This window comes from Fimbriimonadaceae bacterium, from assembly GCA_019638795.1.
Classification (GTDB): Bacteria; Armatimonadota; Fimbriimonadia; order Fimbriimonadales; family Fimbriimonadaceae; genus JAHBTB01.
Genome location: JAHBTB010000001.1, coordinates 630,295 through 645,947, shown reverse-complemented (window position 1 = coordinate 645,947; position 15,653 = coordinate 630,295). Strand labels below are relative to the sequence as shown.

Here is a 15,653-nt window from a genome sequence, read left to right as displayed (position 1 = left end):
TTGTCAGAGGATCGGGGGTCGTCGGTAGTCCCGGCCCAGGGCACGTTCGACGCCGTAGGCGGTCTGCAGGAGGGCTTCGTCACCCATGACCGGGCCGGTAAGCAACATGCCGACCGGCAGGTCGTTGGAGAGTCCGCAGGGCAGGCTGATGCTGGGAAATCCGCCCATGTTCGCAGGGATGGTACAGAAATCGATCAGCTTGAGTTTCAGAGGGTCCTCGGTGAGCCCACCGATGGGAAAGGCGACGACCGGGCTGGTCGGCGAAAGGACGGCGTCAAAATCCTTGAACGCGTTCTCGAACTCCTCGGCCATCAGTCCGCGCACCTGCTGGGCCCGCAAGTAGAAGGCGTCGTAGTAACCCGCCGACAGGGCGTAGGTGCCGACCATGATGCGAAGCTTGACCTCGTGGCCGAAGAGCTTGCCCCGCGTCTCTGCGACATTGCCGATGTGACCCTCGCCCTCGAGGCGCGGCCCAAACCGGATGCCGTCGAAACGGGCCAAGTTGCTGCTTGCTTCGGCAGGAGCGATGATGTAGTACGTCGTCACCCCGTAGCTGATCGCGGGGAGGCTGACCTCGGTGAACTCGGCGCCTTCGCGGGCAAGGACTTCGACCGTCAGCTCCAAGCACTCGCGGACACCGGGGTCCACGGCGGCGGAGAAGACTTCCTTGGGAAGGGCAAACTTCTTGCCCTTCACGGTCCCTTCCTTCAGGCGGGCCGCCGAGATCGGTGCCTGAGGCAGGGAGGTGCTGTCGAGCGGGTCGGGCCCGCTGACCGCCTCGGCCAGCAGGGCGGTGTCTTCGACGTTCTTGGCCATGGGGCCGATCTGGTCCAAGCTGGAACTGAACGCGACCAGGCCGTACCGTGACACCCGGCCGTAGGTCGGCTTGAATCCGACGATGCCGCACAGGGAAGCGGGTTGGCGCACCGAGCCGCCGGTGTCGGAACCGAGGCCGACCGGTGCGAGTTCGGCCGACACTGCCGCCGCCGATCCTCCTGAGCTCCCACCAGGGACCAAGTCGGTGTCCCACGGGTTATGGCTGGGGAAGTAGGCACTGTTCTCGCAACTCGCCCCCATCGCGAACTCGTCCAGGTTGGTCTTGCCCAAAATGGGACAGCCCATGTCGTGAAGCCGGCTGACGACGGTCGCGTCAAACGGCGGGACATAGTTGTCGAGGATCTTGCTCGCGCAGGTCGTGCGGACGCCGTTGGTAGAGATGTTGTCCTTGACCGCCACCGGGACACCCGTGAGCGGGCCGCCCGCGCCGGCGTCGATCAGAGCCTGGGCCACGTCGGCCTGGGCCCGCGCGCCTTCCGCGTCGACGGTCAAGTACGCCCGGTAGTGCTGGTCTTCAGCCTCGATGCGGGCCAAGAAAGCGTCCGTGACCTCGCGGGCCGAGACTTCCTTGGCGCGAAGGGCCTTGGCGAGTTCAGTCGCCGTCATTTGGGTGAGCGCCACGTGGTCAGTCCTCGATGATCGTGGGGACGATGTGGAGCCCGGCCTTGGTCTCGGCGGAGAGGGCGAGGGCGACGTCCCTAGGCAGGCACTCGCCCGGCACGTCGTCAGCCATGACGTTGCTGAGGGCGACCGCATGCGGCTTCGGCAAACGGCCGGTGACGTCGAGATGCTGGATGTCCTCGAAGTGACCGAGCAGCGCGTTGAGCTTGGCTTGGAAGCTCATCAACTCCGCTCCGTCAAGCTCGATCCTCGCCAGTCTCGCGACGTGCTTGGCCTCGTCCAAAGAAATCGACATCACACCCATGTTACCGCCCGCCCATAATGGGGCCGTATGCCCGGTTTGTCGCCCCGGCAGTCTTATCGGGTCACCGCCAACACCGTCGTCTACTGGGTGTTGGTCGGGACGGTCGCATTCTTTGTCAAACCGTTTATCCCCCCGTTGGTGAACCAGCGGCTCGCCTCGTCCAAGGCCGGGTATGTGCGCCAGGCCTCGGGACAACTGATCGAATGGCAGGAAATGTCACCGGCCGTCTTCGAAAGGTCGCGCGAGACGGGCAAGCCGGTGTTTGTCGCCATCGGGACGGAATGGAGCGACATCTCGTCCGACCTGGACAAGAGGGTCTTCTCTTCGGGCGACGTCTCCGAGCGGTTGAACCGTGATTTCATTCCGGTGCGCGTGGACGCCCAGATGTATCGGGCGTGGTCGTCGTGCTTCCTCCAGCTGACCCGGGCCGAGCAGGGTTGGGAGACCCACAGCCAACTGCTCTTTTTGTCCGGCGGCGGCCGCATCCTCAAGGTCGTCGACGTCTCGTCCGCGGTAGGACGGCTCGACGACATCCGGTTCATCGCGATCCTCGACGAAGTCCGCTACCCGAAGCCTAGTACCGAGTCAGACTCGGCTGAAGTCCAACAGAGGCGTGAGAACCAGTCCCTTGACGAGGGCTTCGAACAGGCGGTGGCGGATCCTGACAGCTATCGCGACGGTCTGCTCGCCGCTCTCGTGCCGGACAGGCCGGGCCTGGGATCTGGCCCGAACCAACTCCTCCCCAGCCGAGACTTCGCCTTCCTCATCGGAGCGGGCCAGCAGCAAGCGGTCCAGGCCCAAGTTGACAGTCTGATGCGGACCCCGGCGTTTTCTTGGTTGGACGGGGTCTTCTTCCGCTCGGCCCGCGACGACCGGTGGCGACGGGTCAGCTTGAGTGTCTCGGCGGCGCGAAACGCCGACATGTTGGAAGTCCTTGGTGCCTTGACCAAGGGGAAGCCTGGGTCGCCGGACCGGCGGATCGCCGACCAGATCTTTGAGTCCCTTCTTGACCGCTTTGTAAGCGACGGCAAGTTCTACGCGGCAAGCTGCACCGACATCGGGCCTGACCAGAGGTCGGCCCGCTACAGCCTGTCGTATTCGCGGGCGCGGCGCGTCTTCGGCCAAGACGCCGGACACGCTGCCGACTTGTTTGGGCTCGACCCAGGGCGGAACCCGCTCATGCTCCCCTTCGCGGGTACTTGGCCGATACCGTCGTCAAAGTCGGGCCCCTTCCTGGCGTTGGTCGACCGCATGCGTGCCGCTGAACAGTCGACCCCGGCGACGATGGCGGGGGAGTCCAGCCTGGACGTCGGTTCGCGGGTGGCGTCGGCCTTGCTCCGCTACGCGGCGTCCACCGGCCAGCAGGACCAACTTGACCGGGCCCTGGCCGCTTCGGACAGATTGCAGGCCGCCTTGGTCAACGACAGCGACGTGGTCCACAGCTTCAATTCTGTGCCGGGCACCACTTATCTGGGCGACTTCACCAACTTTGCCGAACTCGAACTGACCCGGTTCCGCCTCTTTGGCGACGTCGCCTCGCTTGAGTCGGGGAGAAAGGTGCTGGACTCGGCATGGAACCGCTACACCTCGAACGTGCCGGGCGTCGTCTTCAACGCCAAGTTCTCGGCCTACGGCGATGTCGCGGAGAACTGGACCCTTCCGAAGCTGGTCGACGACGACCTGCCTTCGACATGCGCGCAGATGGCGTACCTCTTGCGTGCCTACGCAAGCCTAGAGCCAAACACAGCGGTACGCTCCACGATGCGCGAGCGGGCCGACCAGATCGTCCGCGCGATGGCCCCGGCGGCGGCGAAAATCTCGCGGCAACTGGGAACGTTTTACTTGGCCGCCCTCTGGGCACAGGCCGACACCGCCGTCTTCACCGTCGGGCCAGACAGTGTCCGGACGGCGCGGCTGTGGGACCCGTTGGCGACCCTGGCGTGGACATATCCCGCCGTCGCCTCAGTCCGACCGGACATCCAGGCCCGCGGGCCGGGCATCTACGTGGAGACAAACGGCAGCGTCGTCGGCCCGCTGACGGTGGACCAAGTCCAGTCCCGGTTGGCCCAGCGTCAATCGTCGGTCGACGCACCCTAGGTACCGGTCCGGCCCTTGGGTCATAATCTTGGGGCCCGGACAGGTCGCATAGTGGTCTAGTGCGCCGCACTCGAAATGCGGTGAGGTGCAAGCCTCCGTGGGTTCGAATCCCACCCTGTCCGCCACCATTTTTCCCGGCCGCTTACGGCACCTTCTGACCAAGCCCGGCCGCCCAGCGCATCAACGCCGCGTATTTGGGAGAGTCGGCCTTGCTCCCGTCGGCATACTCCATCGCCCCCCACGAGCCCCATTTGGACGAAGACGATACGGACGAGAAATTGGCAAAGAGGCCGCCGCCGCTTTTTTGCCAGAGCTTCAGGTAGTCGTCGTAGACTTTGCCCATCCGAGGGTCGCGGTTGACGCTGGTGAAGAGCTCGGTGAGCCGGTCGTTGTTCTCCGCACCCTGGATACCGACCAAGTGTTGCCCGCCTTCGTAGGCGACCAGGGCCAGGCCGTACTTATCGGCCAGCGCCTTGTGCCCTTTGACCATGTCGGCGACGGCGGGGAAGACCTTGTCGCGAAGGTGCCCGAACACCTGGTCGGCCGTCCACCCGGCCACCTCGTCAGCGCTCGGGTTGTCACTGGGCGAAGGGGTATAGCCGACGTAGGGGGCGATGGCAAGCACGTCGGCGCTCTTGGCCGCGTCGCGAAACGCGAGGATTTGCTTCGCCGGTTCGATCCAGCCTGCCTGGGCGGCGAGGACCCGGACGGTGCGTGGGCGGGGGAAGGTCTGGTTCCAGGCCGCAAAGACTTGGGACGACCGGAGGGCGTACCAGCGCCAACGGTTTTCGAACCCGTCGCCCAAGTGGGCCGCCGCACCCTGCTGCTCGGCGTAGGTGCTTTGGTCAAAGCCCGGGTTCCAGACCTCGTTGCTTAACTCCACGTAGACCCGTAGCCTCTGGTCAAGGGATTTCTGGACCAGCCCGGCGAACTGTCTCACGTAATCGTCGTCCGCTTGCACCGGAATGCAGAACCAGGCGTCGGCCTGGAGACGATTGGCCAAGTCGACCATCAACTCCACCGGGACACCCTTGGCGCACCAATTGGCGTCGTCCAGGCGGGGACGTTCTGACCACGTCTTCACCTTGCTCCCATTGGTCTGCATCCAGTCCATGAAACGCAGGGCGCTCACCCCCTTCCAGCGGGCCAGGAATGTCGGGTTGAATGGGTTCTCCCGGTAGGTCTTCTCCGAGCCGGGGATCAAGACGCGAATGTTCCGGACGGGGTCGCTCGGGTCGGTCTTCATCAGGCGGACGGCAAAGTGGCCCTTGGTCGAATCGACGTGGACGATGTACCGGCCGTTGCCGCCGACCGCTCCCTGGGGGCCGCCGGCCCCGAAGTCGAGTTCTCCTTTGCCGTCGTAGAGGACGGTGTAGTCGCCCGACGGATAATGCTTGTCGTAGCTGGCGACAAACGTCTCGGCCCAGCACCCCGGTTCCAGACGCTTCACCCAGCCCTTGGCGTCAATGTCGAGCCTGGGGCCTTGCCCCCAGTCCTTGCCGTCCTGCTGGCTGATCCATTCCCGGCTGAACCGGAACATGTCCACAAAGGGGATCTCGGTGTTCCAGTCGGCCGGACCACTGAGGTTCGTGGCGAGAGACGGGCGGCCCGGCCCAGGGTTGGCCAATTGCGAAGTTGGCGCCTGGCGGGCGCAAGCGGCGACAGCGAGGACCGCGGCGGTGAGCACACCCTGTTTTATCATGGTCGGCGGCTATCGGACGTAGGCGGCCGGGACGCCGCCGTCCACCGTGAGGACACCGCCCGTGGTCTTCTTGCTCTTGGGCCCGGCAAAGAACGTGACCGCCTCGGCAATGTCCTCGGGCGTGACGTTGACCTTGAGCGTCGTCCGGTTCTTGTAAAAGTCCTCGAGTTGGTCAGGCTGCAGGCCGTAGGTGGCAGCGCGTTCGGCGCGCCATTTGCCGTCCCAGATGCTTGACCCGCTGAGAACACCGTCCGGCAGCACGCTGTTCACCCGGATGCCTGCGGCCCCGCCCTCTTCGGCCAGGCAACGCGCCAAGTGGAGCTCGGCTGCCTTTGCGGCGCTGTATGCGGCGGCGTTCTTGCCTGCGGCGACGCTGTTTTTGCTTCCGACGAAGACGAGGTTGCCGCCGACGTCCTGTCGGCGCATCACGCGGAACGCCTCACGGGCGACGAGAAAGTAGCCGGTGCTGAGAATGCTCTGGTTACGTTCCCAGTCCTGAAGGCTCGTCTCTTCGATGGGCGCGCTGCTCGCGATGCCCGCGTTGTTCACGACAATATCGACTCCACCATATGCCTTGACCGTTTGGTGGAAAGCCGACCGGACGGATTCTTCGCTCGTCACGTCCATCTTCACGGCGACCGCCCGACAGTGGCCCGGGATCGACGCCGCGACCTCGTGGGCGCCGTCAATGTTGATGTCCGCGACGGCGACATGGGCCCCTTCGGCGGCAAGTCGCTTTGCCGTGGCACGACCGATGCCGCTGGCCGCGCCGGTCACCAGGGCGACATGTCCCTCCAGGTCCTTGGGCGCAGGTTTGAGGCTGAGCTTGTACAGTTCGAGGGGCCAATACTCGATGCCGTAGCTTTCGGCGGCAGACAAGGAGACGAAGCCGCCGATGGACGTCGACCCCTTGATGACGGTCATCGCGCGGTGGTAAAGCTGACGCGAGACGTCGGCGCCGGTGGCGTCGGGCCCAAGGGTGACCATTCCGACTCCGGGGATGAGGACGACCCGGGGCGACGGCGTGAACATCACGTCACCCTCCGTCCGGTTGGCCTCGAAGTACTCGCCGTACTCGCGGACGTAGCGCGCGACGCCCTCCCTGACCTTCGCCTCCAGGGCTTCGACGCCGTCGCGGGGGCACCAGTCAACGAAGAGGGGGACGCGCTTGGTATGGACCAAATGGTCAGGGCATGCGGCCCCGACCTGCGAGAGGTCTTTTGCTTCACGGGAGTTGACGAACTCCAGGGCTTCGTCCGAAGTGTCGACGAGGAGGATCGACTTCCGTTCCTTTGACGACGCGCCACGGAGCACCGGGAGCACCTGCCCCAACAGGGCGTCGCGTTCCGCCTCGTCCATTGTCTCGACGACCGGCCCACCAAAAGGTTGACTCAGGCGATGGGCGTCCAAGTAGGCCTGTGCCTCACCGATGATGCGGAGCGTCGTCTCGTAGCAGGTCTTCGAGTCGGGCCCCCAGGTGACAAGGCCGTGCTTGCCCATCACCACACATTCGATTTGCGGGTTGTCACGGACGGCCGCACCGATTTGCTGGGAAAGGGTGAACCCGGGTCGGATGTATTCCACCCATGCCGCGCGCGTACCATAGATCTCACGCATAGCGTCCTGACCATTTGGTGAGCAGGCGACGGCAATGACCGCGTCGGGATGGGTGTGGTCGACGTGTTTGGCGGGCACGAAAGCGTGGAGAAGGGTCTCGATAGACTGCCGGGGCCTCCCGGTCTCAAAGGCGGTGCGGTCCAGGTAAGCGATCATTTCCTCGTCGCTCATCTCGGGCCGCTCGAAAAGAGGCAGGACTTCGGCGAGTTTGAGGCCGGCGAACCCCTTGTCCGTGATCGAGGCGATGTCAGAACCGGAGCCCTTGACCCACAGCACCTCGCACGGACGGCCCAGGTGGTCGGTCTCTACGGCCTTGACGCTGGTGTTACCGCCATAGATGTTGACCAAGGTCCGGTCGGACCCCAAGAGTCGCGACCGGTAGGTCAATGAGGCAAGGCCGTCTCCGGCGGGGGCGTCCGCGTCGTTCCACAGGTTCTTTGGGGTCATGTCAGGGCTCGTCAGGTGGGATACCCGCCGCCGGTGGCCGAAACGCCCCTTTCCTGGGCCTTCTGCTCTTCGTAGCCGCTGTTCCGCAACGCCTTGACCGGGTCGGTCGGCAGGCCATGGCGTCGCCGGTGCTCTTCAAGGAGGGGGCGGACGTCGGTGCGGAACGCGTCGGCGAGGACCCGGTGGGCGCCGAGCACGTCGCCGGCCGACTGGTGTTGTCGGAGAGCAGACCGGTCGACGAGGAGGGCCTTCGCATAGGCTTCCTGACAGTTGAGGACGCTTTGCACCATAGCTTCAAGCTTGGGCTCGATGTTGTGGCTCTGGTCGATCATGTAGGCCACGTCGTCCTCCCCGGCCGTCTCGACGAAAATGCAGAAGAGTTCAAAGGGGTTGGTCGTGCCGACGATCAGGTCGTCGTCGGCGTAGCGCCGGGCGTTGAAATGGAAGCCGCCGAGTCGGCCCTCATCAAGAAGAAACGCGACGATGGCCTCGATATTGGTGCCCTGGGCGTGGTGTCCCAGGTCGACGAGCACCTTGGCCTTGGGGCCGCAGGCCTGGCACTGGACCAGCGCCGCACCCCAGTCGAAGAGGTCGGTGAAATAGAAAGCCGGTTCGAAGAACTTGTACTCGACCAGCATCCGCTTGCCGTCGGGGAGGGCGGCGTGGACCTGGCGCAATGCCTCGGACATCAGTCGCTTGCGGGCACGGAAGTCGTCCTGGCCCGCGTAGTTGGTGCCGTCGGCAAACCACAGGGACAAGTCGCGTGACCCGGTCTGGGTCAGCAACCCGACGCACTCAAGGAGGTGGGCAAGAGCCTTGTCGCGTGTCCTCGGGTCTGGGTTGGTGACGCTCCCCAGCTTGTAGTCGGGGTCTTGGAAGACGTTGGGGTTGATCGCGCCGATCTCGACGCCCTGCTCTGCGGCGTGTTGGGCCAGGCCCTGCCAGTCGTCGCACCTGTCCCAGGGGATGTGGAGGGCCACCGACGGTGCACAGCCGGTCAGACGGTGCACTTCGCCGGCGTCAGCGACCTTTTCCCAGACGTTCCGGGCGGCCCCGGGCCACGCAAAGGTTTTGAAGCGCGTCCCACTGTCGCCGTAACCCCAACTGGGCGTCTCGACACGCAGTCGGGGGAGGGCGGCCAAGGCTTCGTCTGGTGTCATCGCGATAGAGGGGAGGTTACTCCACGGCCCGGTGGGTCAAGATAGCGACGTGGCGGCACCGCGGTACCACTTTGTCACCCACTGGCGCGTGACGGCCAATTGCGAGGAAGTCTACGACCTGTTGGGCGACCCGCTTGACCTGCCCCGTTGGTGGCCGGACGTCTATCTGTCAGTGCACGAGACGAAGCCAGGCGGGCCCGGTGGTGTCGGGCGCGAGATCGGACTCCTCACCAAGGGATATCTGCCCTACCGGTTGCGGTGGTCGTTCCGAGTGACCGAGTCTGACCGCCCCCACGGATTTGCCTTGGAGGCATGGGGCGATTTCATCGGCACCGGACGATGGACGTTCGTCCAGTCGGGGCCCGAGGTCGACATCACCTACGTCTGGGACATCGTCGCCGACAAGCCGTTGCTCCGGTCGCTGTCCTTCCTTCTGCGGCCCCTGTTCAGCTGGAACCACCGCTGGGCGATGGCCAAGGGCGAGGAGTCGCTCCGGCGTGAGCTGGAGCGACGAGCGAGGGGCCCGGCCTAGCCGATGGTGCGTCGGTAGATGCGCCCCACGACGGGGTATTCATACTCGTCGCCGCGGACTGCGTGGACCGCTCCCATCACGGTGAGGACCAGGCCAGCCAGACCGCCGACCGCCGCGCCGATATATCCGATGAAGCTGATGATGGGGATCCACATCAGCACCGCGCAAGCGATGAACCAGAGCGACAAGACGAACTGGAACGTCATGGACTGGATCGCGTGACGGGTCGCGAAGCCGGAGCGCTCGCGCTGGGTGAGCATGATCACGAACGCCACCGCCCAGCCGAGGACGCCGAACCCGAGGACGAGCGGCACCACATGCGCCGCCGCTGCGACCGCCCGTTCATTGCTGTTTGCCATGGTCAATCCAATTCACGAGGCGAAGCCTCGCGGGGTTGCGCGGTCACGGTGTGGCGGACCAACATGCCCTCGATCTCGTCCGGCTCCAGGATGACGACATTGGGCTCGACCTGGGCCAGAAACGCGTCAAGCTTGCCCTCGGGCACCAGTCCCTCGTCCTGGAACTCAGCATACATCGCCTCAAGGACGTCTCCGGCGGAAGGGCGCACCGGAAAGGCGTCGACCCACAGGCCTGGTTTGGGCTCGTCACTTCGATAGGACACCGCCCCGATCCACACGCGCGTCCCCATGTCTTGGGGCATGCCGTCGGCAAACCAGGCGCCGTCGTGGGCCTCGACCCCTTCTTGCTTCAAATAGGCCTTGGTCGCCGTCACCCCTCCGTCCGCGTAAGCGAGCACGACCGTGTCGGTGTCGCGCCTGGCCACTGAGACGACAGTGCGTCCTTGTTGGACACTCACGTAGGCCGGTTCGCCGGGGCACGTCTCGCGGACAATCTCGACAAGCCGCCGTAGGGTCGTCCGCAAGGTCACTGGGCACCACCCGGGCTCACCGCCGCAAAGCCGCTCGGGGCCGGAGCGTCGGCACCCCACACGACTCCGAACGGGTCGCGGAGGCGCGGGGGGGCGGCCGACACCTCGTCACACCCGAGGGCGACGAGGGCGTCGAAGCAGGCCTCACTCGCCAGATAGAGCATCGACCCAGTGTCCCCCTTCTCGACCCGTAGCCGACAGGCCCCTGAGTCGACCGTCCAGTCTCCCGCCACCGTCTTGGACGGCACCACGTCGAACAATGTCCCGTAGAAATCGGCCGCCTCGGCGGGTTCGTCGCAGGCGACCCCGACCCGGTCGACGACCATGCACGGCCCCGGGTTCTCCAGCGCGGCGACCACCGGGCTGCCCTTGTCAAAGAACACGTTCCAGACGACGCCCCATGGATCGACGACCAGGCAGGGTTGGCCCGGCCCGCGCCATTGCTTCTCTTCGAACCCCAACCGGCGCACCTTCTCCCTCGCGGCGGGGCCGTCGTCAGTGACCATCTCCAGCACAGCCGGCCCGACCGGGCCGGGATCGACGTAAAGGCGGAGGTCACGGCCACCGAGCTCCAAGCCGTTCTCGTAGCTGACCACGCGCAACTGCATGTGCCGGGTGTAAAAGTCGCGGGCTTGGTTGACGTCCGGTGCGGTGACCCCCACGCACCGGCTCAGGCGGAACGCCATGGCCGAAACTGTACCCTTCGGGCCGCTTGGGTAAAACATTGCTTCGCCAACAGGAGACCACGCCGCCGTGTCTGAGACCATCGATACCCTGCTCCAGGAGGAGCGTTCGTTCCCGCCGTCGGAGGCCTTTCGCTCCGCGGCCAACCTGTCCGACCCCGCGGTTTACGAGACCGCCGCGTCCGACCCCGAAGGCTGGTGGGCGTCGTGGGCGGCGAAACTGGACTGGTATCAGCCGTGGCACACCGTGCTGGAGTGGGAACGCCCCTTCGCAAAATGGTTCTTGGGCGGCAAGCTCAACGCCTGCCATAACTGCGTCGACCGCCATGTGACGGCGGGACGGGGCGACCGGGTCGCCTGGATCGCCGAAGGCGAGCCGGGCGATGTCCGTGTCTTCACCTACGCCGACGTCCTGCGCGAGGTCCAGAAAGTCGCCAACGCGCTCAAGGGGCTTGGCGTCGGTAAGGGAGACCGGGTCTGCGTTTACATGGGACAGGGCCCCGAGCTGGTCCTGACCATGCTGGCCTGCGCCCGCATCGGGGCCGTCCACTCGGTCGTTTTCGGCGGATTCAGCGCGGAGTCGTTGGAGGAACGGATCAACGACGCCGAGGCGAAGGTCGTCGTCACTGCCGACGGCAGTTGGCGGCGAGGTGGGATCATCGCGCTCAAGAAGGTCGTCGACGACGCTTTGGCAAAGGGTTGTCCGTCGGTCGGCCATGTCCTTGTCTACCGTCGGGTCGGCGAACCAGGGACGACCACCAACGGGGTCGTCACGCCGAGCTACAACCAAGGAACGTGGACAGAAGGCCGCGACGTGTGGTGGCACGACGCCGTGCCCGCCGCCCCAGAGACCTGTCCCTGCGAGCCGATGGACAGCGAGGACTTGCTTTATATCCTCTACACCAGCGGTTCGACCGGCAAGCCGAAGGGCATCATGCACACGACGGGTGGCTACCTGACGGGCACTTCGGCGACGACCAAGCTGACCTTTGACCTCAAGGACACCGACGTCTTTTGGTGCACGGCCGACTGCGGCTGGGTCACCGGTCACAGCTATGTCTGCTACGGGCCGATGGCGAACGCGGCGACCCAGGTCTTGTACGAAGGGTCGCCGGACACGCCGGCCAAGGACAGGTTTTGGGCGATCATCGAGAAGCACAAAGTCTCGATCCTCTACACCGCTCCGACCGCTATTCGCACGTTCATGAAGTGGGGCGACCAACTCCCGCAGGGCCGCGACCTGTCGTCGCTGAGACTGCTGGGGTCGGTGGGCGAGCCGATCAACCCCGAGGCTTGGGTTTGGTACAGCGACGTCATCGGTGGCGGTCGTTGCCCGGTCGTCGACACCTGGTGGCAGACCGAGACCGGCGCGATCATGATCACGCCGCTTCCCGGCATCACGACGACAAAGCCGGGTTCGGCCACCCAGCCCTTCCCGGGTGTCGGCGTCACGATCTACAACGAGGCGGGCGAAGACCGACTAGCCGGGTCGAAGGGCAAGGAGGTCGGTGGCCTCTTGGTCTTGACCCGCCCATGGCCGTCGATGCTTCGCGGCATCTGGGGCGATCCGGACCGGTACAAGCAAACCTACTGGAGCAAGTTTGACGACGCCTACTTTGCCGGAGACGGCGTGAAAGTCGACGAGGACGGCTACTTCTGGCTCCTCGGGCGCGTGGACGACATCATGCTCGTCAGCGGGCACAACATCTCCACGATGGAGGTGGAGTCCGCCCTGGTCGACCATCCTGCCGTCGCGGAGGCCGCCGTCATCGGTCGGTCCCACGACGTCAAGGGACAGGCCATCGCGGCGTTTGTCATCTTGCGAGGCGCGACCCCTGCCACTGACGAGCTCGCCGAGGAGATCAAGCGGCACGTCGCGGGCAAGATCGGGGCGCTGGCACGGCCCGAGGACATCTTCTTCACGGCGGAACTCCCCAAGACGCGGAGCGGCAAGATCATGCGGCGGTTGCTACGCGACGTCGCCGAGGCCCGCGCGTTGGGCGACACCTCGACTCTGGCCGACCCTGCCGTCGTGGCAAAGCTGAAGGAGCAGTACGAGGAGAAGGAGGGCTAAGCCCTTCCTCAGCAAAAAAAATGCCCCGGCGGTGCCGGGGCGATCGTTGGACCAGTACTTGTTGTCGGTATAAACCGGGTCAGCCGCCCTGACGCTGGCGGCGCAGGAACGCGGGGATGTCGAGGTCGATGTCCTCGATCTCGATCGGCTTTTGCGTGACGCGCGTCGTGGCGGGGACATCCTCGGGGGCCGGCTCCTCCGAGCGCCTCCTCACCTCGCCGGTGTAAGTGAACACCTGACGGTCGACAGGAAGGGGGTTGCTGGGGAGGTCGGCGGCGAGGAGGGTGACGACGACGTCGTCGCCTAGGCTCTCGTCGACGACGTGGCCCAAGAAGACGTTGGCCTCCTCGGGGTCGGCAAGCTGCATGACGTACTCCATCGCCTCCTGAACCTCGCTCAAGCTGAAGTCCAGTCCGGCGGTGATGTTGACGAGGATCTTCTTCGCGCCGACGATGGTGGTCTCCAACATCGGGGAGTTCACCGCCGCCTCGGCGGCGGCCCGCGCCCGGCGTTCTCCGCTTCCTCGCCCCATACCCATGAGGGCGATGCCGGCGTCCTTCATGACCGCGCTGACATCGGCAAAATCGACGTTGATGAGCCCAGGTCGCAGGATGATGTCGCTGATCCCCTGGACGCCCTGGCGGAGGACGTCGTCGGCGGTGAGAAAGGCGTCTTGGAGCGACGCTTTTCGCTCGACGACGTCGGTGAGCTTGTCATTGGGGATCGTGATGACCGTGTCGACATGCTGGCGCAAGCGCTCCAAGCCGGCGTCGGCCTGCCGCTTCCGCCGTGGGCCCTCAAAGAGGAACGGTTTTGTGACGACGGCCACGGTCAGGGCGCCCGCGCGGCGCGCGCATTCGCAGACCACGGGGGCCGCACCGGTACCGGTACCGCCGCCCAAGCCTGCCGTGACAAAGACCATGTCGGCACCGTCGACCGCCTCCATGATCGCTTTCTCCGATTCTTTGGCCGCGGCGGCCCCCCGGTCAGGGTCTCCGCCGGTGCCTAGACCGCGGGTCAGGCCGGTCCCCAGCGACAGGCGTCGTTGCGCCTTACTGGCGTCCAGCGCCTGCTTGTCGGTGTTCATCGCGATGAACTCGACGCCTTCCACGCCGGCGTCCACCATGCGGTTCACCGCGTTGCACCCGGCGCCACCGACTCCGATGACTTTGATCACCGCGACTGTCTCAAACAAATTGACGGGGTTCATCTCTGCTTGGTCCTGAGCGTCCATAACAATGCGGGCAATTCCCGCCTTGTGCTGAAAGACGGGGCGGTCCACCGTCGTGGAGCGCGGCCTAGCATGGAATCGGCGTCTTTTTTCCACACTGAGTAACCTGTGGCCATGCAGCCCGCCCTCGTCGGCATCATCATGGGGTCCAAGTCGGATTTCGAGACGATGTCGCCGGCCGTCGAGACGATGAAGGAGTTCGGTGTCCCCCACGAGGTGCACGTCGTCAGTGCCCACCGGACACCAGCCCGGATGGTCGAATACGCCACGTCCGCACGACAGCGAGGTCTACGGGTCATCATCGCAGGGGCCGGAGGCGCCGCCCATCTGCCCGGCATGGTCGCCGCCATGACCACCCTGCCGGTCGTAGGCGTCCCCGTGATGTCCAAGGCGTTGTCCGGAGTGGACTCTCTCCATAGCATCGTCCAGATGCCGCCCGGCGTGCCGGTGGCGACGGTGGCGATCGGGGGCGGGCGCAACGCCGGCCTGCTCGCCGTCCAGATCCTCGCGGTCGCGGACGACGCCTTGGCTGCGAAGTTGGAGGCCTTTCGCGAGGCACAAAGGGAGATGGTTTTGGCCACTGACAAGGAAGTGCAAGGTTGAGCGCGACGCTGATGGACGGCCGCGAGCTGGCCCGCAAGGTCCGGGCCGACCTCAAGGCCCGGGTGGAAAAGCTGAGGGAGAGTGGCGTCAAACCGCGCCTTGAGGCGGTCGTCGCCGCCCAAGACCCCGCCAGCTTGGCTTACGTGGCCATGAAACAGCAGTGGGCCAAGTGGGTCGGTGTCGAGAGCGGGGTCTTCATGGTCGAAGAAGGGGTTTCGACCGACCAGATCATCAACCACGTCTACCGCTTGAACGCCGACAAGCGTGTCCATGGTGTGCTCATCCAGCATCCCTTGCCCCCTCACGTCGACGAGGCCAGGGTCTTGGAGTCATTAGGCCCGGACAAGGACGCCGACGGGATCACCTCGGCCAGCCTGGGTCGGCTCGTCGCCGGACTGCCGGGCTTCCGCTGCGCCACCCCGCTCGGCATCACGAAGCTCTTGGACGCCTACGGGGTCGACTGTGCCGGCAAGCGGGCGGTCGTCATCGGCCGCAGCGTGATCTTGGGCAAGCCCATGGCCCTGATGCTCCTGGAGCGTAACGCCACCGTCACCGTCGCCCACAGCAAGACACGCGACCTGGCCGGCCTGTGCCGTGAGGCCGACATCCTCGTGGCCGCGGTGGGGCGTGCGGAGTTGGTCCGGGGGGACTGGATCAAGCCCGGCGCGGTGGTGGTCGACGCGGGCTACAACAAGGTCGAGGGCCGAGACGCCGATGTCGGCGACTGTATGTTCGCCGAATGTGCCGAGGTGGCCTCCCTCATCACCCCAGTGCCCGGAGGCGTCGGGCCGATGACGGTCGCCAGCCTTCTCGCCAACACGGTCGACGCGGCGGAAGGCCGCGTCTGATTTTCGTG

14 protein-coding genes and 1 tRNA gene are annotated in these 15,653 nt (G+C 65.5%); 6 read left to right on the top strand and 9 right to left on the bottom strand.

Annotation, left to right across the window (positions count from 1 at the left end):
• Nucleotides 1-3: 3 nt before the first annotated feature.
• Complete coding sequence (gene gatA / locus KF857_03120) at nt 4-1,458, bottom strand: Asp-tRNA(Asn)/Glu-tRNA(Gln) amidotransferase subunit GatA (GenBank protein ID MBX3110975.1); 1,455 nt, start codon at nt 1,456-1,458, stop codon at nt 4-6.
• Between the two features lie 4 nt (nt 1,459-1,462).
• Nucleotides 1,463-1,753, bottom strand: a complete 291-nt coding sequence (gene gatC / locus KF857_03115; GenBank protein MBX3110974.1) for an Asp-tRNA(Asn)/Glu-tRNA(Gln) amidotransferase subunit GatC — start codon at nt 1,751-1,753, stop codon at nt 1,463-1,465.
• Nucleotides 1,754-1,789: 36 nt separating this feature from the next.
• Here gatC and KF857_03110 point away from each other — a divergent pair, with 36 nt between their 5' ends.
• Together KF857_03110 and KF857_03105 are read left to right on the top strand one after the other, a co-directional pair.
• Nucleotides 1,790-3,859 carry a DUF255 domain-containing protein gene (locus KF857_03110; GenBank protein ID MBX3110973.1) on the top strand — a complete coding sequence of 690 codons (2,070 nt, stop codon included), beginning with the start codon at nt 1,790-1,792 and terminating at the stop codon, nt 3,857-3,859.
• A 37-nt stretch (nt 3,860-3,896) separates the two neighbouring features.
• Nucleotides 3,897-3,984: transfer RNA gene (locus tag KF857_03105), tRNA-Ser, on the top strand.
• Nucleotides 3,985-4,001: 17 nt separating this feature from the next.
• Here KF857_03105 and KF857_03100 read toward each other — a convergent pair.
• Genes KF857_03100 through rhaI form a run of 3 tightly spaced genes read right to left on the bottom strand, consistent with a single transcriptional unit; the run spans nt 4,002 to nt 8,785 of the window.
• Nucleotides 4,002-5,561, bottom strand: a complete 1,560-nt coding sequence (locus KF857_03100; GenBank protein MBX3110972.1) for a hypothetical protein — start codon at nt 5,559-5,561, stop codon at nt 4,002-4,004.
• Between the two features lie 9 nt (nt 5,562-5,570).
• Nucleotides 5,571-7,625 (bottom strand): bifunctional aldolase/short-chain dehydrogenase, encoded by a 2,055-nt coding sequence (locus tag KF857_03095; GenBank protein ID MBX3110971.1) that lies wholly within the window; start codon nt 7,623-7,625, stop codon nt 5,571-5,573.
• A gap of 11 nt (nt 7,626-7,636) precedes the next feature.
• On the bottom strand, nt 7,637-8,785 hold the full coding sequence (rhaI, locus tag KF857_03090; protein MBX3110970.1) for an L-rhamnose isomerase: 1,149 nt from the start codon (nt 8,783-8,785) through the stop codon (nt 7,637-7,639).
• Nucleotides 8,786-8,834: 49 nt separating this feature from the next.
• Here rhaI and KF857_03085 point away from each other — a divergent pair, with 49 nt between their 5' ends.
• Nucleotides 8,835-9,317: an SRPBCC family protein gene (locus tag KF857_03085; GenBank protein ID MBX3110969.1), complete on the top strand. Its 483-nt coding sequence runs from the start codon at nt 8,835-8,837 to the stop codon at nt 9,315-9,317.
• On the opposite strand, the gene KF857_03080 is transcribed toward KF857_03085, so the two are convergent.
• Genes KF857_03080 through KF857_03070 form a run of 3 tightly spaced genes read right to left on the bottom strand, consistent with a single transcriptional unit; the run spans nt 9,314 to nt 10,892 of the window.
• Complete coding sequence (locus tag KF857_03080) at nt 9,314-9,676, bottom strand: DUF4870 domain-containing protein (GenBank protein MBX3110968.1); 363 nt, start codon at nt 9,674-9,676, stop codon at nt 9,314-9,316. The two genes, KF857_03085 and KF857_03080, sit on opposite strands and share 4 nt — an antisense overlap.
• Before the next feature lie 2 nt (nt 9,677-9,678).
• Entirely contained in the window at nt 9,679-10,206 is a 528-nt protein-coding gene (locus tag KF857_03075; protein ID MBX3110967.1) for a hypothetical protein, read from the bottom strand.
• A complete protein-coding gene (locus KF857_03070; GenBank protein ID MBX3110966.1) occupies nt 10,203-10,892 on the bottom strand; it encodes a hypothetical protein in 690 nt (229 codons plus the stop codon). The genes KF857_03075 and KF857_03070 overlap by 4 nt, the downstream gene beginning before the upstream one ends.
• Before the next feature lie 67 nt (nt 10,893-10,959).
• Here KF857_03070 and acs point away from each other — a divergent pair, with 67 nt between their 5' ends.
• On the top strand, nt 10,960-12,963 hold the full coding sequence (gene acs, locus KF857_03065; protein ID MBX3110965.1) for an acetate--CoA ligase: 2,004 nt from the start codon (nt 10,960-10,962) through the stop codon (nt 12,961-12,963).
• A gap of 79 nt (nt 12,964-13,042) precedes the next feature.
• On the opposite strand, the gene ftsZ is transcribed toward acs, so the two are convergent.
• On the bottom strand, nt 13,043-14,197 hold the full coding sequence (ftsZ, locus tag KF857_03060; protein ID MBX3110964.1) for a cell division protein FtsZ: 1,155 nt from the start codon (nt 14,195-14,197) through the stop codon (nt 13,043-13,045).
• A 111-nt stretch (nt 14,198-14,308) separates the two neighbouring features.
• Here ftsZ and purE point away from each other — a divergent pair, with 111 nt between their 5' ends.
• Complete coding sequence (purE, locus tag KF857_03055) at nt 14,309-14,797, top strand: 5-(carboxyamino)imidazole ribonucleotide mutase (GenBank protein MBX3110963.1); 489 nt, start codon at nt 14,309-14,311, stop codon at nt 14,795-14,797.
• Entirely contained in the window at nt 14,794-15,645 is an 852-nt protein-coding gene (locus KF857_03050) for a bifunctional 5,10-methylenetetrahydrofolate dehydrogenase/5,10-methenyltetrahydrofolate cyclohydrolase (protein ID MBX3110962.1), read from the top strand. Before purE ends, KF857_03050 begins: the two co-directional genes overlap by 4 nt.
• Nucleotides 15,646-15,653: the final 8 nt, after the last annotated feature.

Coding starts and splice junctions, on each gene's coding strand:
- rhaI (MBX3110970.1), bottom strand. CDS start 8,785: ATGACACCAGACGAAGCCTTGGCCGCCCTCCCCCGACTGCGTGTCGAG.
- KF857_03070 (MBX3110966.1), bottom strand. CDS start 10,892: ATGGCGTTCCGCCTGAGCCGGTGCGTGGGGGTCACCGCACCGGACGTC.
- gatC (MBX3110974.1), bottom strand. CDS start 1,753: ATGTCGATTTCTTTGGACGAGGCCAAGCACGTCGCGAGACTGGCGAGG.
- purE (MBX3110963.1), top strand. CDS start 14,309: ATGCAGCCCGCCCTCGTCGGCATCATCATGGGGTCCAAGTCGGATTTC.
- KF857_03080 (MBX3110968.1), bottom strand. CDS start 9,676: ATGGCAAACAGCAATGAACGGGCGGTCGCAGCGGCGGCGCATGTGGTG.
- KF857_03100 (MBX3110972.1), bottom strand. CDS start 5,561: ATGATAAAACAGGGTGTGCTCACCGCCGCGGTCCTCGCTGTCGCCGCT.
- ftsZ (MBX3110964.1), bottom strand. CDS start 14,197: ATGGACGCTCAGGACCAAGCAGAGATGAACCCCGTCAATTTGTTTGAG.
- KF857_03110 (MBX3110973.1), top strand. CDS start 1,790: ATGCCCGGTTTGTCGCCCCGGCAGTCTTATCGGGTCACCGCCAACACC.
- KF857_03095 (MBX3110971.1), bottom strand. CDS start 7,625: ATGACCCCAAAGAACCTGTGGAACGACGCGGACGCCCCCGCCGGAGAC.